This window comes from Belliella marina (assembly GCF_042682445.1).
GTDB lineage: Bacteria > Bacteroidota > Bacteroidia > Cytophagales > Cyclobacteriaceae > Belliella > Belliella marina.
Genome location: NZ_JBHUHR010000022.1, coordinates 127,319 through 150,323, shown reverse-complemented (window position 1 = coordinate 150,323; position 23,005 = coordinate 127,319). Strand labels below are relative to the sequence as shown.

General features: G+C 40.0%; 12 protein-coding genes. 1 reads left to right on the top strand and 11 read right to left on the bottom strand.

Going from position 1 to position 23,005, the window contains the following annotated elements:
• Positions 1-2: 2 nt before the first annotated feature.
• The 11 genes from ACFSKL_RS08055 to ACFSKL_RS08005 all read right to left on the bottom strand — a co-directional run bounded on the left by ACFSKL_RS08055 (position 3) and on the right by ACFSKL_RS08005 (position 21,451).
• A complete protein-coding gene (locus ACFSKL_RS08055; RefSeq protein ID WP_376885156.1) occupies positions 3-2,513 on the bottom strand; it encodes a glycoside hydrolase family 95 protein in 2,511 nt (836 codons plus the stop codon).
• A gap of 11 nt (positions 2,514-2,524) precedes the next feature.
• Positions 2,525-3,928: a family 43 glycosylhydrolase gene (locus tag ACFSKL_RS08050; RefSeq protein WP_376885155.1), complete on the bottom strand. Its 1,404-nt coding sequence runs from the start codon at positions 3,926-3,928 to the stop codon at positions 2,525-2,527.
• 6 nt (positions 3,929-3,934) lie between these two features.
• A complete protein-coding gene (locus ACFSKL_RS08045) occupies positions 3,935-5,503 on the bottom strand; it encodes a glycoside hydrolase family 43 protein (protein ID WP_376885154.1) in 1,569 nt (522 codons plus the stop codon).
• 285 nt (positions 5,504-5,788) lie between these two features.
• Positions 5,789-6,937 (bottom strand): endo-1,4-beta-xylanase, encoded by a 1,149-nt coding sequence (locus ACFSKL_RS08040; RefSeq protein WP_376885151.1) that lies wholly within the window; start codon positions 6,935-6,937, stop codon positions 5,789-5,791.
• A gap of 52 nt (positions 6,938-6,989) precedes the next feature.
• Positions 6,990-8,231: a glycoside hydrolase family 5 protein gene (locus ACFSKL_RS08035; RefSeq protein WP_376885150.1), complete on the bottom strand. Its 1,242-nt coding sequence runs from the start codon at positions 8,229-8,231 to the stop codon at positions 6,990-6,992.
• A gap of 264 nt (positions 8,232-8,495) precedes the next feature.
• Positions 8,496-10,178 (bottom strand): endo-1,4-beta-xylanase, encoded by a 1,683-nt coding sequence (locus ACFSKL_RS08030; protein ID WP_376885148.1) that lies wholly within the window; start codon positions 10,176-10,178, stop codon positions 8,496-8,498.
• Positions 10,179-10,202: 24 nt separating this feature from the next.
• Positions 10,203-11,231 carry a DUF5627 domain-containing protein gene (locus ACFSKL_RS08025; RefSeq protein ID WP_376885146.1) on the bottom strand — a complete coding sequence of 343 codons (1,029 nt, stop codon included), beginning with the start codon at positions 11,229-11,231 and terminating at the stop codon, positions 10,203-10,205.
• A 28-nt stretch (positions 11,232-11,259) separates the two neighbouring features.
• Complete coding sequence (locus ACFSKL_RS08020; protein ID WP_376885145.1) at positions 11,260-13,044, bottom strand: RagB/SusD family nutrient uptake outer membrane protein; 1,785 nt, start codon at positions 13,042-13,044, stop codon at positions 11,260-11,262.
• A gap of 12 nt (positions 13,045-13,056) precedes the next feature.
• Complete coding sequence (locus tag ACFSKL_RS08015) at positions 13,057-16,083, bottom strand: SusC/RagA family TonB-linked outer membrane protein (RefSeq protein WP_376885144.1); 3,027 nt, start codon at positions 16,081-16,083, stop codon at positions 13,057-13,059.
• Between the two features lie 38 nt (positions 16,084-16,121).
• The gene (locus tag ACFSKL_RS08010; protein ID WP_376885142.1) at positions 16,122-18,017 is read right to left on the bottom strand and encodes a RagB/SusD family nutrient uptake outer membrane protein; all 1,896 of its coding nucleotides are present in this window, start codon (positions 18,015-18,017) and stop codon (positions 16,122-16,124) included.
• A complete protein-coding gene (locus ACFSKL_RS08005) occupies positions 18,017-21,451 on the bottom strand; it encodes a SusC/RagA family TonB-linked outer membrane protein (RefSeq protein ID WP_376885140.1) in 3,435 nt (1,144 codons plus the stop codon). Before ACFSKL_RS08005 ends, ACFSKL_RS08010 begins: the two co-directional genes overlap by 1 nt.
• Before the next feature lie 1,039 nt (positions 21,452-22,490).
• On the opposite strand from ACFSKL_RS08005, the gene ACFSKL_RS08000 reads away from it, so the two are divergent.
• Positions 22,491-22,835, top strand: coding sequence for a hypothetical protein (locus ACFSKL_RS08000; protein WP_376885138.1), 345 nt, complete (start codon positions 22,491-22,493; stop codon positions 22,833-22,835).
• The last annotated feature ends 170 nt before the right edge of the window (positions 22,836-23,005 follow it).

The following is a 23,005-nucleotide window of genomic DNA, read 5'->3' as shown; positions in this document are numbered from 1 at the left end:
GGTTATTTTTTGATTGAAATCAAGTATTTCTTCCCTTTTACAGTTTCGAGATCGTATTCATATACATGTTTTGAATCATCGATCCCAAGTTTATGATGGTCTTTGATTTCTGCCGGTTTGGTTTTGGGTATTTCATAAAATGGATTGGGATTGGAACCTTCGGCGATGGCCAAGCCCTTTCCTTCCAGGGGGTGATAGGATCTGATCCTACAAATCCCTCCCAGGTTAGAATGAATCGATACCACTTTCGCTTTGTTGTCTTCCCAATCGACTGATACCTCAAAACCACCACGTGTCCTTATGCCAGCCACTGAACCCCTCTTCCATTCATCAGGAAGAGCAGGTAGGATATGAATCGCAGCATCATGGCTTTGTACCAACATTTCGGCTATCCCTGCTGTACACCCAAAGTTTCCATCGATCTGGAATGGAGGATGCGAATCAAACAAGTTTGGATAGGTCCCCCCTTTTTGCTTTCCATCCGGCTGTATGGCAGGGCTCAGTTGGTCCTTGATCAGCTTATAGGCATGGTTTCCATCCAGAAATCTTGCCCAAAGATTAACCTTCCATCCCATTGACCAACCCGTAGATTCGTCTCCTCTTGCAAGCAATGAAGTCTTGGCTGCTGCAAAAAGCGCTGGAGTTCTATAGGGAGAAATCTGGTTGGAAGGGTAAAGGCCGTAAAGATGGGAGACATGCCTGTGATCATCTTTGGGATTGTCCCAGTCTTCCTGCCATTCTTGCAGCTGTCCCCATTTCCCGATCTGCATTGGAGGAAGTTTGGAGAGCATTGCCTTCATTTCTTTGATCAAATCATCTTCATCTCCAAGTATTTTTGCTGCTTTGATGGTTTTGGTAAATAGATCAAAAAGCAATTGGTTGTCCATCGTATTTCCAGCTGCCACTGCGGAGTTGTGATACTGATAAGGAATATTCTCAGGGGAAACAGATGGTGAGACTACCATATAGCCAGTTTTGGGATCTTCAACCAGGAAATCTAAGAAAAAAACAGCTGCTTGTTTGACCGCAGGATAAACAGACTCCAAGTATGCTTTGTCACCTGAAAAATCATATTTTTCGAACAAGTGTTGGGAAACCCAAGCTCCACCAAGAGTCCACATGCCTGCTGCGGCAAAGTCGATCGGCCCGGTTACCCTCCATAGATCTGTATTGTGGTGCAACACCCAACCCCTGGCGCCATACATATCTGTGGCTGTTTGTCGTCCTGATTCCGATAAGTCCTTTACCATTTGGATAAATGGCCCATGCAGCTCACTCAAATTTGTAATCTCAGCAGGCCAATAGTTCATCTCCGCATTGATATTCACAGTGTACTTACTGTCCCAAGCTGGATTCAGTTGATGATTCCAGATGCCTTGAAGGTTTGCCGGCTGTCCTCCTGGTCGAGAAGCGGCTATCAAAAGGTATCTTCCAAACTGGAAATACAATGAAACCAATTGTGGGTCATTGCCTTGAGAAAACCTCTCAATCCGGGTATCAGTCGGTAGATCGGCAGCATCCGTTCTTCCCAGATCCAATCGGACCCTATCAAAATAGTTCCGATAATCGGCAACATGATCTTTATGGATTTCTGCAAAACTCTTTGTGAGAGCTTTTTCTAAATACCCAGTCGCTCTAACCGGTGCATCTGCACTGATATCGTTATAATTGACAAAATTGGTTGCTATAGAAATGTATATGGTAACTTCATCAGCATCTGATATTTGAATCTTATCATTTTCAGCTTGTATACTTCCCCCTTTATTCACAAACTTTACATTTGCCTCAAATTTCACTGCCCCTTTGATCCCTTCATGATCACCTGAAATACCAGACATGACCAACTGATCATTCCCATCAACACGCAAGTCAAAATTTCCCGGCCTGTCCATTGTGGCTGTAAAGCTGATCGATTTGGATTTGTCTGCAGTCAGCTTTGCAACAATGACTTGATCGGGAAAAGAAGCTATCAGCTTGGTGGTATAATTCACCCCTGATTTCTTGAAACGATTACTGACAATGGCGTTTTCGATATCCAGCTCTCTGTAGTAATCTTCTACTTCGCTTTCATCCTTATATCTCAACTTAAGGTTTCCAATAGTCTGATAAGGCATCCCATGTGGTCCTTTGAAAAAGTTCCTATCCACCTCGCTTTGGGCTTCCACATATTCCCCATCAAATATCAACTTCCTTACCTGATCAAGTGCTTTCAGTGCATTTGGATTGTCATTGCGATGGGGCTGGCCTGCATAGAAAGTATTTTCATTGAGTTGGATGGTTTCCTCTTGCGGATTGCCAAAAACCATTGCGCCCAAACGGCCATTCCCCACAGGCAAGGCTTCTACCCACTTTTCGGCAGGTTTATCATACCATAGCTTCATGTAGGGGTCATTCTTTGAAGATTGTGCTTGGCAAGCGCTATTGGCGATTAGCAGTACTCCAAAAGCCAAGACAATTTTTGCAGTCGATCCAATCCTATTGATGAACATGTGTAACTTTTTTATTCTCTTCACTTTTTTCCAATTTATATTTTCCCAAAAGAAACCCAGTCTACTTCCACTTTCCCCTTACCCCTGAAAACCAATACCAGGTCTTGGGCACCCGCAATCTCAGATTCAACAACCGATCGGTACTCAGTCCAATCTTGATTGCTATCCAAGTCAATTGTAGAAACCAATTCGCCTTTGGTATGGCTCAATCTCAACTCAAGAACCCCTTTGGCATTGTTTGTTTTGATTTTTGCACAAAATTCATTGAGATCCCCTTTTCCAAAATCCACCTGATTGTACCTTACCCAAGCACCTTTTTTGTCAAAGACAGATTTCCAACCCAAAAAAGGGTTCCCTTCATCCAAAAAAACAAACTTATATCCCTGGCTACTTTTTGAGCTGTAGCGATCCATTTTGATATGGCCGGTAGCAGCTGTCAACCCGATTCCCCTGAGTGTTGGGATTACTTTTTGGATTTTGCCTTCTTGGTCAAAAAACAAGCTATCAGCCCTAATTGACCTGTTTTTGTCAAAATCTGGGGAATAATCATTGTGGTGATAAAAGAGGTACCACTGATCTTCAAATTCTACGACGGATTGATGGTTTGTCCAGCAGCCTACTGGTGATTCATCCATGATGACACCTTGGTATTCAAATGGTCCAAGTGGATTGTCTGCTATGGCATATTCAATCCGCTCTGTTTTGTTGGCGACATGAGGATAAGTCATGTAATAGATCCCATTGCGCTCAAATACGAAAGGTCCCTCTTTCAGTCCCTTGGCTGGGAATTCTTTGAGTGTGAACACTTCAGAGTCCAACTCCTTCATATTGGGCTTCAGTTTGGCGCCGTAAAAATGATGTTGGGACCAGTAAAGATAGGCCTGGCCATCATGGTCTATAAAGACATTGGGGTCAATGCCGTCCACTTTGGCTATTGGTTGGTTTTCCGGTGTATATGGGCCTCCCGGCTGATCGGATACTGCCACTCCAATCTTAAAGCTGGATCCGTTCACACCAGGGGCATCGTTTTCCAGCTCCCTAGTTTTGGCTTTGCTGGGAAAATAAAAATAAAACTTACCATCCTTCTCTATCGCATCGGGAGCCCACATGCTGAATGATTCCGAGTCTGCCCAAGGAACTTGGTATTGGCTTAGAATCATCCCATGATCTTCCCAATCTGTTAGGTTCGAGGAAGAAAACACATGGTAATCTTCCATACAAAACCAGTCAGGACGGCCTTGTGTTGAATCACACTTGATGTCATGGGATGGGAATACGTAGATCCTCCCATGGATCACCCTAGCAGTTGGATCAGCTGTAAATTGATCCCTGATCAGTGGGTTCTGTCCAAAACAAGCGGAGGAAAAACCCAATACAGACAAAAGAAGGGCTAGGCATTTTATCGAAATTTTACACATCTGATTCAATCTTATTTCCATGGATTATCAAAGTTTTATTTGGTCATCAATCTGAAAAAAGTCAAAGTCAACTTGTCCACCAGGCTGCTCTGTGGAATAATAAAAAAGACCATACCTATATCCCATAAAGTGGGGCAGCGTGTATTTCATTTGAAGGGTATCTCCCAGTTGTTTCCAAATCTTACCATTATCAGTACTGTAATAGAATTTGGCTTGGTCTTTCCTGTCCTTGAAATCACATACTGCCCTTAGCAAAACCGACTTTCCAGTAAAGGGAACACTTTCTATCTCTGACTCATTGGTTTCTTCTGACCTTAGCATGACGAGCTGTTTTTGACCATTGAGCATCTTGACTGCAATCAATCCAAAATCCTTCTGCAATAATGTCAAACCAGCCCAATCCCCCTCTTTCATTTTGGAAACATCCAATTTGATTGTACCTATACTTTCCGGACCGATTGTTCTTTGGGTAAGTGTATTTCTGGCTGTTAGGATTGATTGGTCAGTCCTATCGGTTTTGAGTGTAAGTTTTCCTTTTTTTCCATTGATAGACCAAAGCCTATCGACCGGATTGTGATTCCATTGCCACACGAGTGGAAGTGCAGGCTCTCCTTTTTTTCGCTTGAAATCATCTGATGCTACTATACCGGGGATCAGTCCTTTGCTTGCTGGCAAATCCAATTCCATAGGCACTTTGCCATTTTCACCCAAAACAGGCCAATCATTTTCCCAGCGAACAGGTACCAAATATGGAATCCTACCAACTGCCCCATTGTCTCGGAATAAAAATGAATACCAATCTCCATCTGGCGTATCGATCAATCCACCTTGGGCGACACCCTTATCCTGAAATGCTACTCTTCCTTCATATGGTCCAAATAAATTATCAGCCTTATGGATGATTACTGTTCGCATGCCACCTCTCGGCCAGGAAATGTTGAATAGGTAATATTTTCCATTGACTTTAAAAAGCTGAGTACCTTCTGCTGGAAGCATGATGTTTTCCTTGATAGGTTCATGGGCATTTTTGATCAAAACCCTTTCAGTATCAACCTTGATTCCTGATAGATCACTTTCTAGCTCTACCATCTTGATCTCTCCTGCGCCCCAGATCATATATGCTTTCCCATCTTCAAAAAACAAGGTATGATCATGCAATGATGGTCTGAATTCGATCGCTTCCCATGGTCCGTTTTCAATATCTTCGGTGCTGTAGATGTAAGTTTTATGTGTATTTCCTGAAAATGTACTTACATAAAACTTCCCTTCATGATATCTCAGGCTACTTGCCCAAGAGCCTTTGCCATACATATTTTTATCATTGGTCAAGGTAAGATCATCACTATTGCCCAAGGTTTGATAAGCATAGCTGACCAACTCCCAATTGACCAAATCTTTTGATTTCATGATAGGCACACCAGGATTCATATGCATCGTAGTACTGCTCATATAATAGGTATCCCCCACCCTGATCATTGAAGCATCAGGGACATCGGCATGGATGATGGGGTTGATGGCTTTTTGCCCAAAAATCGAATGGCAAAAGAAAGCGATAAACAAAAATGTAAAGGTTAAAGACTTTGAAGGTTGGTTCATTTTTCAATTAGGTTAATAGAATCTCCAAACACGGAAACTTGTATATGGAGATTCTTTGGATTCAATAGGTTTGTGTAGGTGTAGTGCTGTTTAATTGTTATGATTATTCACAATTGTAAATAGCTGCATATTAGCCACTTGTTGTTTTGAAAATAATCGTCAACAGTCGACGGTTGACAGTCAACAGCCGCTTGAAATAGAATGAATACATAATTTTAAGTGGCTATCGGTATGAAAGCAGATACTCATAATATTTTTAGGACCTAACAGGTTTTATATTATCAATCAATATTTCGCTGCCAATTCAATAAGGTCCTTGACGATACTTTTCGGTGTATTATCCCTGTTGAATAGCAATGGATAGTCTGTCCTTCCCCTTACCGGCCAACCATTTTTCCAAGAGTCCCCATCATTGATCCCCCAGAGTGTCACCCTGGAAATCTTATCATGGTGATCCAAGAACAACTTGAAAAAGGCCAAGTAACGCTCGTCAAATTGCTTCTGTACGTCTTCGGGAAGTCCTTCGGTATAAGGATTGAGGCTTTGCTGATATTCTATATTGGTAGAAATCTCCGCTCCCATATCCCTTCTTGGGGAAGGCAGCACGCTTAGATCCAACTCTGTAATCATGACCGTCACACCCAGTTCAGAATATGCCAAGATACTTTTTTCAAACTCTTGGATCTTCGGATGTTCCAAGCCAATATGCCCCTGCATGCCAATCCCATCTATCTTCACACCCTGTGCCTGTAAGTTTTTGACCATTTTCACTACTCCTTCTCTTTTTCCGGGTTGTGCCATAGAGAAGTCATTGTAGTAAAGCTCCGCTTCTGGGTCAGCTTCATGGGCAAACTGGAACGCAAGCTTCATAAAATCCTCACCCAGTATCTCGTAGAATTTACTTTTTCTCCAGGACCCATCATCCAAGATTGCTTCATTGACTACATCCCAGCCTTTGACTTTTCCCTTGTATCTACCCACTACTGTATGGATATGGTCTTTCATTCTTTGGGCCAATACTTCAGGACTGACGGTATTGCCATCGCTATCCGTAAAGAACCACCTCGGAGCTTGGGAGTGCCAGATCAAGGTGTGCCCTACGATATGCATATCATTGGCTTCACCATACTCGATAAATTTATCAGCCACATCAAAGTTGAATTCCCCTTCCCGAATCTGAATCATGCCACTTTTCATGTTGTTCTCAGCCACGATCGAGTTGAAATGGGTATTCAAGACCTCCATAGATGCCTGTCCTTGATTGTTGATATGGTTGGCACTTAAAGCGGCTCCGATATGGAATTTACCTTCGAAGGCTTCTTTCAATGTCTCCGTAGTTTTTCTGTCTTTTTTGACCACACAACCCAACCCTATTAGCAGGATGACGGCCAAGGTGATCCCATGTTTGAATGGGATCGATTTAGTAATCTTCATAATTGGTTAGGTTTTGAATATTATATTAAACTTTCAATTTTGCACTTCATTTTCAATCACAAATCACTTTTTCCTTCGCATACTCCCTGAACCATTGATGTACTGGATAGGCACATGCCTGTGGATCTGCATCGTATGCCAATCCTCCATCCAAATGTCCATCATGGAACAAATTCTCAGGGGAGAGTAAATTCCAGCTTACATTGCCAGACTCATCTGCCAAAAGCTTGAAATTGGCACCAAAGCCCCATGCTCCTGCTGTTCCGGTCACACCACCTTTGCCCCATACTCCATACTGCTCCGGTCCCCAATCGATTTCTGTCACAGCAATCGGTGCTATATCGGCTACAGGCTTGATATGGGTATTCCAATTGTTGCGGAATGTAGTTGGGTCATTGTTTTGCTGACCCCAATAGCCCGGGTAGATATGGACAGCATAGCCATAATTGTCATCTTCTATGGGATTGTTTGGAAATCCACTGTAATGGGATTGGTAACCTGATCCCGGTATCCAGAGGACATTCTCAGCACCATTAGCCCGGATATTGTCCACCATGGGTTGGAAAAACAGTTTTAAGGCATCGAAATGAGGCTGGGTGTTGCTGCCATACTCCCCATTGGTACCAAGGATATGGACTGGCTCGTTTGCCAACTCGAACATGACATGTGCTTTGTTTTTCAGCTCAGGATGTTGGGAAATATGATCCCATATTTTCAAGAGGTAATCAAAATATTCATCACCCAAAGCTATTTGGTGTGGGCAAACTCCCGGGGGTCTTAGGATGATATACATGCCACGGGATTTTGCATGGTCAATCAATGGGACAATGACTTCATCTACAGCTGTCACAAACCGATCAAAATCGAATCTGGAAATATCATTTTCTGGAATAGGTTCTCCCGGAGTATTACTCCAATAAGGATCAATATGCAATCTGACCATGTTGAGAAACCAACCTTCTTCGGCATTGGTCAGCTTATCCATCACCCCTTTGTTGTAAGCAAGGCATCCGGCTACATCGTAATTGTTCCATCTCCAGACACCTACATGGCCACCATTGAACCAGGGACTTGGTGTGATTGCTACGCCATGTAACAGTACTTCATTGCCACAGGGGTCTACCAACTGTCGGCCTTCTACTTTCAAGAGTGGAGTAGACAAAGGGAATTCAAAGTCTAAAGATTCATCACCTATTTCCTCTAGCTCATCTTCGACCTGGGCTAAATCTTCCACTTCGCTACAAGCAAAAGCTAAACTTAATATGACTATATATAAGACCTTAAAGTATTTCATGCTTTATCTTTTGATTGACATATTTCTAGACTCTAATCTGATAAATTGTACTTAAGTCACTTTATTTGAACATCTATTTAAATGGAAATCCCTGACAGTCATACTAGTAATTGAAAAGAATAAATGCAGCAACACTTATTGATTTAAATCATAACATACAAAAGCCATCATTTACTTTAGAAACGAGCTATGCTTCCATCATTAAAAAACTAATGAAACAGTTGATGCAATCAACCTACATCAACTGTTTCAAGTATAAATCAATTAATCAAAAGCATTGATCAATCCCTGAGCAATTCCAGCATAGGCTGGTTTTCTGTCCAACAGGTTTTCAGAAGTTCTATACCTATACCATATTCCTTGGCGAAGTGGATCTTCTTGTAAATCTACGGCTCTACCAAATACCATCCCATACTGCTGGTTTGAAGGTATGTGTTCAAAGTAACTTTCAACCAATTCTGTGTATAAATCCTCTTGTCTATTCATCATTACAGGTGTGGGATTTGTAGAGTCAAGTATTACTTCTAAGCTTGAAATTTTAATCCTCATCCCTGTTGAAGCAAGTTGTTGAAAAAGTGAAGCTACTTGTGCCAAACTTGAGCTTAAATCTATTCTGATCTCTGTAGCAATACCATCAACTTGAACTCCATTGCTTTCTAAGTATGAAATGTACTGCATCAATCCATCTAACTTTGCAGGATTTCCTACCAAACCAGTCTCATTGATAAAGTAAAGATCATCACTATCACCATACTGCCTTGCCATCTGGAATGCTAAAACTCCATATTGAGGTCCTAAGTGATCTTGCCAAAAGAATGTTCCATCAGGTATACTTTCCATTTCTTCACCAGACCTCAATTCAGTAGGATTGTCATTACTCATAGGGTGACTAAGTACATTCCAAGTCTTAATTCCTTCATTTCCAACTTCAGCGATTCCAGAAATCCATTTATCCATCTCGTATGTTAGGATTTCAGTAATCTCTTCTCCAGTTTTCGGAATTGTTTCTCCTTCCTGTCTCCAGAAAAGCCTAAGATTATCTATAAAGTAATTGGCTGCGCCAGTAGCAGAACCTACAGACAAAGTGAAGCTATTCAACTCTTTCTGGGATGCTGTCAAATTCAAATCAGCAAATGGCAGAATGATAGCATTTCTCGACCAACCGCCATCAGGAGCTCCAAAACTTGCTGGACTACCATACCCAGTGAACGTTGATACTGTGGGACCATCACTGATCCCCATTCTCAAGCCCTGTCCATACAAACCACAACATCCGGCACCGTTAAAATCAAATGTGAGTGTTTCAACATCTCCTAAAGTCACACCATCAGGCAATGTGATGGAAAACATGGGGAATGTCTGGGGGCCAAGTACGTTTAAAACCTTCCCGGTTTGGGTCACGGGATCAGTCACCACAACACTGCTTCCACCATTGTGCATTGGGAAATTATCCCCAAATTCAGAATCCTCAAAATTGATCAGGTATGTACCTTCATCGCCAGGGATTACCAACGGGGCAATAATACTGTTTAGATACGTGGAATTTTGGCCACTGTGAGTAATCAGGTTATTCCAGTAAACTGAAATTCCACTTACTTCGACAGCATCAAAGAAATTCTCCAGACTGGCCAAATTTAATGATCCATCATTCTGGACAACTGCACCATGAGATGCCTCTGTGCTTGGGGTAATCTCATTAAAATTTCTATTCATTACTCTATAGTACAAACCCATTGATCCGTAATCAGGCAATGGGATCTTTGATCCTATTCGAAAGCTAGAGTTCTCTGGCAAATAACTTTTAAGGTCATCAAATGCATTGATCCGATCAAACTCCACTATACTAGCAGGCTTTTCAACATCAAATTCTAAAGGATCAATATCCGCACACGAAAATCCTAAGACCGCTAAAGAAGCCACTATTCCATATTTTTTAATATTTTTCATATTTGCTTTTTTAATAGTCTACAATTACTGAAGTACCGGGTTGAACAATTCAAAACCTACACCTCTGTCTCTCATTACCAAGGTATCCGTAGTCACTATATTCATCATCGGATTATCAATTTCATAGGTTAGGTAAAGTGCGTCTCTATCTTGTCCTCCCCATGAGTTTTTTTCCCCCTTACTTACAAACCTACCTGAACCTGAAGCAGTAAACCCATCTGCACCTGCTGAAATAGTGCATTCACCATTGTTGTTAAACGTTAACCTTAAAGGGAGATTGACATTAACTCCTCCTTCTCCTTGATAGACTAGAGGCAAGATTGTTTCATTTCTTGCACTGGTATTCATAGCTTGAATCTGATCATTTTCGACGTAGTTGGCTCTTCTGGTTGCATTTTGTGTCAATTCTTCATAGCCAGGCTTACCAGTGATCGCATCTGCACCTCTTCTCAAGTAGTTCCCGTCGTATTCATTGATATATTTGATAGCATAGAACACAAAATCTTTTGGTTGCACATCCCAATCAGAAATTATAGCTCTATTTGGATTACTCACTAAAGGTATCCCAGACAAAACAGAATCAGCATTTACCACATTGGTAATTCTTAGCGGAATTACATAAGAGTTTCGAATAGCATCTGGGTCATTGAAAAAAGCTCCTGTCAGTTGAACTTCTACACCTCCTGTTACTCTGCCTCTCGGGATTGTAATTTGATTGTCTTGAAGTTGAAAATACTCACTAGGCATATTTCTGACAGGTTCTCCACCGCTAGTAAACAGCAAGTTTTCAGTAAGAGAATTATCTACTTCTATATCTAACAAAACATCAGACCTAGAAGCATAAGCACCTCCTAAGGTGGCCATGACTCTAACCTTGCCCTCGTTGTCAAGAGAGTTATCAAATAAATCTTCTCCAAAGGTAATCGTCCTTACAGGGAATTGATGAGCGAAATAGACTGTCTGATATTCGAAATCTGGGAAATCACGCTCATCGTTTACGCATGACACATTGAGTATCAGCATAATCATTGATATATAAACTAAATTCTTCATATTTTTTCAATTTGAATTAAAACAGTAATTAAGGTAACCACTGATCGTTTTGTTGCAATGCGCTAAATTTGAGTGTTTCACCATAAGGAATAGGGCCATAGATCATATGACTACCAAACACCCTATTCTCAACATCTATGATTCTATGAACTCCACTTTGGATTTCCATTCCTGTAGCTGTTTCATTAAGGTTAGCATTCCATCTCCTCAAATCCCAGAACCTGAAATCTTCAAAAGACAATTCAATCCTTCTTTCATTTAGGATCAATTCCCTCATCGCAACTTGATCATTTCTAACTGACTCCAAGTATTCATCTGTACTGCCATTTCCTATACCTGCACGCTGTCTAATAGCCCTAACTACATCATAAGCAGAAAAACCATTTGAACCAGTCCCAGTAGGTCCCCAAGCCTCATTAGCTGCTTCCGCATAAATCAAGTAAATCTCAGTATACCTTATTCTGGGTTGAATATGAACTTGACCAGTAGTACTATTTGGATCTAAGTTCACATCCTGTCTAAGTAATTTCCTTAAGTAATACCCAGTCCTAGTTGATGTTTCTACCCTATTCAAGGCATTGTTATTAGGACCATCAGCAGCCGTATTGATTACAGTATTGTTTACGCCCGCAGTAGAACCATTGACAATAACAAACTCTCTCAATCTTGGATCTCTTCCATTGTATGGATCATTTGGGTCGTATCCACTACTTGGGTGATCTATAGGATAGCCATTTGCCATAGGAAATGCATCTACAAAATTTTGAGTTGGATTTAAAAGTCCATTTCCAAATAAAGTAGGTGGAAAATGAGTAGCCTCTAGATTAGTAGAGTTTCCTCCTAAGGATGTTCTCCACAAGACTTCACCACCAGGAGTATTTCCTCCCCCTGTATTATTGATTTCATTCACATTTCTATACCAGGTGAGACCAGTAGGTGAGATACCCGACACACCACCTTGCCTGTCAATGATCTGAGCAGCATAATTTGCAGCATCAGCCCAGGTAGTAGAGTTCCCTTGAGCAAAAGCAGGACTTGCTGCTAATAGGGCAGCCTGAGCTCTAACAGCTCTGACAATCCTTCCACTCACCAATAATCCTCCATCAGATCCAAATGCCCTGTTGTATTCGGTTAAGCCACCGCCAAGCTCTCTATATTTGGAAGGAATATCTGATACACTATTTATATTTTGATAGTCCCATGGCAACAGTTCAAGTGCTGCATCAACATCAGCATACAGTTGTTGCATACATTCTTCAAAAGTATTTCTAGGTATATTAAACTCAGAACCAATCCCTTGCGAAGCAGTAAGTATAGGTACACCTAATAACTCTCCATTTACCATCCCAGCATGTGCTTGTAGCAAGTGAAACATATAAAGTGCCCTTAGCCCATAGGCTTCTCCTTTCATTCTGTCTCGAAAGGTTAAGTTAGTGACAGGATCATTTGCAAACTGTATATTATCTACATGCTCCAGAAACAAGTTAATATACTGAAGACCTGTACCTAATCCCCATCTATTGAGAGGATTGAATGTAGCTGTCCACTGTCCTGTTGCTACTCTTAGGTAATCGTGGTTTTCATTTGTGCTTACAGCATTATCTGTGGCCATATCACTGAACTGCCAACTATTTCTAGGTAGGGGTAAATACGCATTTTGCAATAATCCATATGCTGGATTTGGATTATTCTCATACAAACCTTCTATACTCTGAATATCTCTCAGTGAAGGTTCGAATAAATCTGTACATCCACTTGATATCATCAAACTAATCATCAAAATGGATAAGTATATATTTTTTAAATTCTTCATGATTACCAAATTTTAGAATCTTGCATTTAGACCCAGGTTATAAAATCTGGTCTGTGGGGGACCAGCGAAATTAGTTTCTAAAATCCTTCTATATGGTGAAATGGTCAACAAATTCATCCCACTCAAATAGACATCCAGGTTCTTTACAAACAATTTTGATGTTAATACAGCTGGTACATTGTAAGTAATTTGAACCCTTTCCAAATCAAATCGATCTGTAGAATACATCCAGAAATCACTGGTCCTAAAATTGTTTGCTGCATTTTGAGTAGTCAATCTAGGATAAGTAGCCGTATCCATGGTTTCAGGTGTCCATCGATCTCTGACCACTTCAGAATACTTTGATTCACCCGAAGCTCTGAAGTATGGACTGTCTCTCATGGCATTTGCACCAAACCTTCCTGTACCTAGCGCAAAAAAGGTGAAGTTTTTCCAGTTTGCAGTTATGTTCAAACCCAGAGTCAAAGGTGATCCCCACCATCCTCCTCTACCTAGATAAACCTCATCTCTGACATTGATACTACCGTCTCCATTTTGATCCAAATACCTGATATCACCTGGTCTAACTTGACCAAAAGTTTGATTAGGAGCAGCTTCAATCTCACTTACACTATTAAAAAAACCATCACTTCTCAAACCCCATATTCCATCAAGCGGAGTCCCAGATCTAAACTGATAATCATCTTCATATGCTTCAGCCCTTCTTAAAGCCTTTACCTCATAATAGGTCCCAACTAAACCAAAATTCCAATTGACTTGACCAATTTTTTCTCTATAGTTCAAGTTAAAGTCAAAACCAGTTCTCAAATCACTGTTATAGTTCAAGTTTGGGAGAAAATCAGCATTGGGCCAGCTAGAAGTCAAGTAACTAGGATATTCCAAAGCAACCTTTGTGATCAACCCACTCATTCTAGATGCGAAGTAATTACCATTGAAGAATAGCTTATTGTTGAAAAATGATCCATCTAAACCGAAAGTGATTTCTTCTCTCTTTGGATAGGTGAAGAATGGGTTTTCTGCTCCCATTACCACTCCTGTTCGTACACTCAAACCATCATTCCAAGTTACCCAATGACTCCCTTCATCTCTAGTAACTACATTGGTGACATACATGTAATAATCATCAATATCAAGATCTGTATTGATTATACCTGCAGAAGCTGTTAGCCTAAGGTTATTTATATTAGAAGCGCCTGACATAAAGCCTTCTTCACTCAATCTCCAACCAGCACTTAGGGTAGGTGATATGGCTTTTCTATTACCTTCAGGCAATTTTGCAGAATGAGGCATGGCACCATTGAATTCAACTTGATATTTATTTTTGTATTCATAGCCTAGCAATAATCCCAGATTGGCATTTCCCATCCTATGATATTGTCCAGAAGTTGTAATTAAGAAACCATAAGCTGACAACATTCCATAGACATGATGATCTTCATTGAGTTGCTTTGTGTAGTTCAATTGTGCAGATGACATCAATGTCTGACGAAACAAACTATTGCTTATATTTTGATTTCGGGTACTAGCATCTTGACCAAACCTTTCGAGTGAAGCTATCAACTCTTCTCCCGCATAATTCGTCCAAGTAGGCCGATAAGTAGCATACTGATGGTTGAATGCTAAGGTATATGAGGTCAAATAATCAATCCCAAAATTTGCATTGAAGGTAAGGCCTTCAGTGAGGTTTCTAAGATCCGCTTCTGTACCTATATTGAACTGAAACTGTCTATTGGTATTTACATTCGTGCCTGCAGCATATATATCCCCAATTGGATTTGTAGGTTCTAGTTGATTACCACCTAGTAAATATTGACCATTGATAATGTGGTCGCTATTTTGAAAATAAACTTGTGAACTCAGATCATCTGGCTCTAGCATACTTAAGGGAATCATAGGAGATACCCGATGAGGTCTAAGGCCATGATGACCACCCCAAAAGTTCGCATTGGTACCATAATCATTCCTGAAGATCATAGCGGCATCTACTTTCGCAGTAATATAGTCATTGAGTTTCGCATCAATATTTCCACGAATATTGATTCTTTCATTTCTATTGTTAACTGCTTCTCCAAAATTTAATAGAGACCCCTGTCCCCAGTATCCGATATTAGTATAATACCTCGCCCTATCATTTCCTCCTGCAATTTCTAATGTAGCATCCTGTGCACTATATACTCTCTGTAAGTAATCTGAAGATAAGAAATCCAAATCTGGATATCTGTATAGATTGATTCCTGAACCATGATTGTAGATATCTTCCTGAGTCCATAAAGGTGAAAGTCCATCATTCACCCTTGCCTCATTGTATAGCGTCATGTATTCTGCAGAACCCAAGTATTTGGCAATGCGTTTTGGTGCATGGATACCTGAATTCACCCTTACATTCACTTGATTTTCACCAGCTACTCCTCTTTTTGTTGTGATTAAGATCACGCCTTTTGCAGCCCTACTCCCATAAAGAGCTACTGCAGCCGCTCCCTTGAGAAAGGAAATTTGATCTATTTCAGTAGCAACTACTGAGCTAGCATCTCTAGGAAGTCCATCTACCAATACCAGAAAACCATTGTTCCCCCAAATATTCCCATGAAAACCACTTGCAAATGATGCCATGTTATCAAGACTATTGACAAAATAGTTTACATTCATCAATTCAGTCACATCTACATAAGAAACACCTCCTAAAAGCTTATCCCTATTTACTTGGCGCATGGCCACATTTACCCTGTCATCTTGTACAAGTTTCATAGCAATCTCTGATCCTATATCACTTGCTTGAATATACCTCGCAATGTAACCATCAGCTAAGATCTCAATCGTTGCATTTGGCCTGATTTCAATTTCGAATTTTCCAAAATCATCTGTAGTTGCAAATACCCTGTCACTCTCGCTAGACACCCTAGCTCCTGACAACGGAATGCCATCTTCGGACATCACGGTAGATCTTATTTCGATCAACATAACCTCCTCTTGAGCCCATAGCCATGTCCCAGAACAAAGCATAATGACCACAAGAAACAGGCTTTTACATATGTATTTCATAATTTTCTTTTCTAAAATTTAAACTTTAAAAAACACATTTACCATCCAGGGTTTTGGTCAAACTCAGGGTAAAGTGATACGTCAGAAACTTTAAAAGGCAACCAATAATGCTTGTCATCATAGTTCCTATTGATAATCACCCTTTCTCGTAAATTCACAATCCTGGTATCTGATGGGACCTCGGTATTTAAAGCTTCTGCCCTATCAAACTCCATCGCTGTTTTTGCTGCATAATCTGGATGTGTTATCAACATCCATCTACGCAAATCCGTAAATCTATGACCTTCAAAAGCCAACTCTACTGCCCTTTCTCTTCTCAATTCTTCAAGAAAAACAGAAACTGTAGTTTGAAATCTTGGTAAAACTTCAGGCATACCAGCTCTCTCCCTGATGGTATTTACTGCTTCTACAGCATTTTTTGAAAAATTAGGAGATTGACCAGTTACACTATTATACCCCATCAAAGCAGCTTCGGCATACATCAGGTAAATGTCAGAAAGTCGTACATAGGGAATATTCCTGCTACCCGCATTACCGTAGCTAAAGAGTTGGTCGAAATTATTGTAACCAACCATCATGAATTTCATGTGTACATAACCTGTACGGGTACTGTTTCTATCATTTCTGAAATTTCCTCCTGTGTAAAGATTTGCATATCTAAGATTTGCATTTTCTGGTGATAATGAACCAAGTACCATCTGTACACCATCATAGGCAATATCATGATAAAACCTAGGGTCACGATTTCTAAAAGGATAATTAGGATCGTAACCAGACTCTGGGTCAGCTTGTGAAATATCTTCTGGTAAAGGCAACCCATTCGCCATTCCATAATTTCTATTTACATAATTCGAAGTCGGTGAGAGTCTGTGATTTGCATCACGAGCTATTACAGCTGGTATCCAACATTGCGTCAAGTTCCAATGAGTCGCATTTACACCATGCACCAGAGTTCTAAAAATAGTTTCAGCTCCTCCTGGTAATAGCCAATTCTGACCTCTAGTCAGGAATATCCTTTTGTAGTTGCTAAATGGCTCTAAGGCATACTGCGTCTGTCCAGATTCCACCAAATTCAACAATTCACCGAATGCTTCTGCACTTCTTCTTGCCAAGTCAGCATTATAAACTGGACCTCCGCCTGATACACTATTCATCAATGGACTACTTGCCCAAAGCAGGTTTTTACCTAAGTAGGATAGGGCCATGATCTTATTGATGCGATAATGGTTGTTGCCAGCTGTTCTCCTACCTGTCGCAGTATTGTCCCAGTTGATAGGTAATAAGTCAGCTGCTCTTCTGAAATCATTATGTGCTTTTTCTGCAAACTCTTGATAAGATAACTTCTCTTCCCTTAATGGCTCATCACCAGGCAAAACCCTATCGATATAGGGAAGGCTACCCCAGTACTGAGCCATATTGAAATGAAGCCATCCTCTAAAGAAAAGTAATTGACCTTCTATAAGTTCTCTTTCTTCTTGTGTTGCTTCTGTCATCCTGTGCAGATTTTCCAAGCCTAAGTTGGCTTTTCTTATTCCATACCATGCCAATGGCCAAAGTCCCTTTGCAGTTCTATCTTGAGTTGTCGTTAGACTACCATGATCAAAGTAGCTTGACCAATGTGTCCACGCCCAAAAATCTCCCCTGTCAAATCTAAACCCAACCTGATCAGGAGAATCATCTGACCATATTTCATCATCACCAAAGTTTCCTGTCGCTTGATTGTGAGAATGAAACTTATCTGGGATACAACGATAGAGCTCTTCTGTAAATCCCTGGAAATTCTCAAAATTCCGAAACGCAGTTTCTTCAGAAATAACTGACTCAGGAGTTCTATCCAAGTAGTCTTCACATGAAGAAATCATCACCAATGCAATAACCCAAATACTGGTTATGCTATATTTTTTCATTCTTAGAATATTCATAACTGTTTTCATTAGAATGTCATATTTAAACCTAAATTAAACCTACGAACCAATGGGTATGCACCAGTTCCTCCACCACCGCCAGCATTAGATTCTCTATCATCTGGCATTTGTGTCCACATCAAGAGATTGTTACCGTTTAAGAAAACCCTCAAGTTCGCCAAGCCAAGTTTTTTGACCTGATTTGGTTGAAATTGGTAGGCAATCTCTGCGTTTTTCAACCTGATATAAGATGCATCAAATTGGAACCTGTTTCCCATATGATAACCAGCTGAAGGCAACCACCTTGGAAAAGCAGTATCTGCACTCAAGTTATCTGGTGACCAAAGGCTTCCTTGTTCAAACACTAGATTTCTTTGATTGGTCAAGCTCATTAGGGGAACAGAGCGTGTCACATTGTTTACCGCATAAAACTGTAAGAACAAGCTCCACCCTTTATACTCAGCACCAATGTTGGTATTGTAAGTATTCATGGGCACACCAGAATAACCATATGGTGCTGAGTCAAATGCATCAATAATCCCATCACCATTGAAGTCAACAATCTGATACATCCCAGGGATTCTACTTTGATTTTCTGCATTAAATTGTGTCTGTGCATATACTTCATCCCATGAACCAACAAATCCGTTAGTGATATGAGATCTTGTTTGTCCTAGTTGGAAACCCGCTTGTTTTTGGTAAGCTGGCAACAATTCTGGATCATCTCTAAAGATCACTTGATCTGTTGCATGCGTGACGGCTATATCTGCCCATAGCCTTAATCCTGAACTAAACTTCCTTTCCGTACCAAGCTGTAATTCAAATCCTTGCGTCATCACCTCACCCAAGTTTGCAGCAGGTGCAGAAGCCCCATAATATGATGGAACAGCTCTTCCTGAAGTCATCAATACATCTACCCTATTGTCTCTAAAAAAATCTAACTCACCATACAATTTACCTTCAAAGAAGCTGAATTCAGTAGCGATATTATATTTATAAACAGTTTCCCATTTTACGGAAGGATTGCCAATCACAGTTTCCCTATACCATTGATAGGGACTATTTGCAGGGGGATCACCAACCAAACCCATCCTTGCTGCACCACCAAATGCCCATTGGTTCATGAACAAAAATCTACCTCCAGCACTATCATCACCAACTTCCCCGTATGTCGCTCTTATCTTCAAAAAATCAATTGAAGAGAAAGACTTTAGGAAGTTTTCTTCCGAAATCACCCAACCTATACCTCCAGCAGAGAAAAATGCGAACCTGTTCTCAGGTGAAAACTTTTCAGATCCATTATACGCTCCACTATAGTCGATCAAGTACTTGCCTTTATAATTGTATGAAGTATGGAAAACCCAATCCTCTCTATATACAGGTATCATACTTCCAATAGCATCTTCTTGTCTTTGTACCTGGCCTAATATTGATATATTATGATCATCAGCTATCGTTTTATTATAATTCAATCTAGCCTGATAAAATAAACGTCTTTGAGGGCCATTGAAATTATTTGTACCAATATTACCTACTGTAGTATTCCATCTTTCTGGAAAATAATCGAAATTTGAGTTTGTATCAAATTCCCTAAAGTACGAAACTTGCCCAGTGAATGGATCTATAAACATGGCTCTTGGTTCTCTAAACCTATCATCTACACCTCTTCCAACTTCAGTAAACCTATTATCTACCGATAAATTACCCCTAAACTTCAAACCTGGAATCAACATGCCCAAATCTTGCTCTAATATAAAGTTGGACATTAGATTAGCAGTAGTGATATATTCTATACCATTGTGAGCCAATGCTGAATACGAATTTGTAGCTCCAGAACTTCCTTCACCAACAAAACCATAAAAACCATTAGAATATATTGGCATAAATGCATCAGGGGCATTGTTATATGCTGAAGACCAATAGGCATTGTTATCTCCTGCAAGGAATGGAGTTTTTCTGGCTGCATACGTCCCTCCCAAATCTACTTTCAATACAGTTGATTTAGTTAATTGAAAGTCAAGGTTACTTCTAAAATTGAACCTGTTGAAATCAAAACCAGCTTGGTATCCTCTATCGTTATTCGAAAGCCCTCTAAACTGATCACCTTCATTTTGGTAATCAATACTAGCAAAATACTTAGTTCTTGGTGTACCTCCTCTAATGCTCACATTAGCATTATGGGCCATCGCTACATCTCTAAACAAGGTTCTTTGCCAATCTACATTTGGATACCTTTCTGCATCTTCTAGACTTGTTGGGTATCGATATAAGTTACGCATTTCTTGAGGTATGATTTGCGACCATGCATTTGGGTTCACTCCCAGTTCACGCTCAATGGCCATATTTCTCACACCAATTGCATCATAGGAGTCGAACTTACCTGGTAGCATAGATACTACTTTTGCAGCACTACTTACACGAGCTGACACTTCAGCCCTTCCGTCTCTACCTCTTTTTGTTATAACTATAATTACACCATTGGCACCCCTAGATCCAAACTGAGCCGTAGCTGATGCATCCTTCAAAACTGTAATAGATTCAACCGAACCAATGTCCATTTGATTAAAAAACTCAGGTCTTTCCACACCATCTACTAATATCAAAGGACTATTTCCATTCCAGCTATTTTGTCCCCTAATTACAATTTGGGGTTGGTCAGCACCTGGTACACCAGTACCCGCTGTAGTTATTAATCCAGGTAATGCTCCAGTCAAAGCTGCTCCAACACTTGATACACCACCAGTTCTTTGAAGCTCCTCACCTCGTGCTGATACAACTGCACCTACAACAGTCTCCTTTTTCTGCTCAGAATACCCAACTACAACAATCTCCTCCAGCGAAGTTTCATCTTCACTTAAAGAAATGTTATAGGTAGTTCTTCCGTCTGTTATGGCTATCTCTCTTGATTTGTAGCCAATAAAACTAAATATTAAAGACTCTCCTGGCTCAACATTAATTCTAAATTGACCATCCAAATCCGTGGCAACTCCTTTGGTAGTACCTTTGATAAGGACAGTCACACCAGGAATCGGAAGGCCATCTTTGGCATCTGTAACTATACCTGTTATCTGCGCTAACTTGATTGCGTTTGCTTTATCCAATGAAGGTTTACTTGGTTTCTTGATCCCATTGACATTGTAAGCAAAATCATTTTTTGCTGCCAACTCGTCCAAGACATTGAAAAGATCAACCCCTTGTCCGGCTTTTTTGATTTCCGTTTGGTTGACAATTGATTTATCCACCCTTGCTTGGGCGATATCCAACTTAGTTTCTCCATGGCTAAGTTCACCGGGTACAGACATCGATGCAGTCGCCGTTGAATCCGAAAATCCAACTGCAACATCCCCTCTGGCATCTCTGGCATAGGAAGGCAATAAAACTGTCGTCATGATCAGCAGAATTGCCAAGACGTATGTCAAGTTCTTTTTTATAAAAAAGAATCGCCTTAGTAATTTTGTATCCATATAATTTTGGTAATTATTATTTAAGGTTTAAAAGATTGATTGTTGAGCTTTTGTCTAAATATCAATATTCAGATCAGCTCCAGCAGAAATCCTACATTCTGCGTGACACCATACCTAGCTGGTGTTTTGTTGGGTATTGATCATGCTCATTGATTTTGGGTTTTATTTAATAATTGAATTTTGTAGTCAAGTTAAATACTGATGCGCACCAGTTGACATGTATATGTCATTGTAGCATGACATAAACTCAAAAGCTTGGAACCAGGCAAGGGGAAACAATCCCAACCTGCCCAAAAACCTTAGGCTTGTTGAAGTCTATTGACTGAATGAAGTGGTGAAATAGTGCTACAAGTTTTTTTAAGAATAGCCATCTGTGAATGACTCGAAACATTCACCCAAACAGGGTCTTGTAACTGGGGAATTGAAGTGTAATAATGTATCATATTTATTCTGGGTTTTGATTGAAATTAACTGAATCAAATATAGAAAGTCTTGTATATAAAACGAAAAACAAACTAATTTTCAACTATTTGATTATCAAGTATTTAAAAAATTCGTTGCGCTTACTTGAAACATAAAAAAAGTAAAAAAACCCTCATTGGAGCGAATTGAGCGGGTTTTTGAATGATTTCAATAAGGCAACCTGTTTCGCTTAGACCAAAATACTGATTACCAGTTGTTTATATATAAAAAAAAATATTGAATTTTCATTGTTTGTATTAGCACACTATATTTTAACAGTCATTTATACCAAAAAATCTATCTATCATAAAATATTACCTATCACTTCATTCAGTATAAGCAAATAAATTACCTGTTTGACACATTCAATCTATCAATTTGGGTTAATTCAAGACTCTAGGGTTAAAAATATAGACAGAAATTCAGGTACTAGATGCGCTAACTTGATTGAAGATTTCCTTTACCGCTTAGAACGTAATGGTACGATAAGAAAAATCAAAAAAAACAGACAATCCTTGGCTGACTTTGTGAAGCCTTAATGAGCTTGGTGGTGAAAAGCCTAACCACAAGGAACACTATGGATACACAAAGGACACAAAACATCAAACTAAATAATTCGCTTAAAGACAAGAGATTCCCCCAGAGTGAAACATTAAAAGTAAAAAAAATTTTGCGCTCCTTAGCGACCCTTGCGGCAACAACTTTACCGAAGATTTCCTTTACCGCTAAGAACGCAATGGTTCGCAAAGAAAAATCAAAAAAAGAGACAAAACTTTGCGGACTTTGTGAAGCCTTAATGGGCTTGGTGGTGAAAAGCCTAACCACAAGGAACACTATGAATACACAAAGGACACAAAAAATCAAACTAAATAATTCGCTTAAAGACAAGGGATCCCCCCAGGGTGAAATATTAAAAAAGTAAAAAAACTTTGCGCACCTCAGCGACCTCAGCGGAAACAACTTTACCGAAGATTTCTTTTACCGCTAAGAACGCAATGGTACGATAAGAAAAATCAAAAAAATAGACAAAACTTTGCGGACTTTGTGAAGCCTTAATGGGCTTGGTGGTGAAAAGCTTAACCACAAGGAACA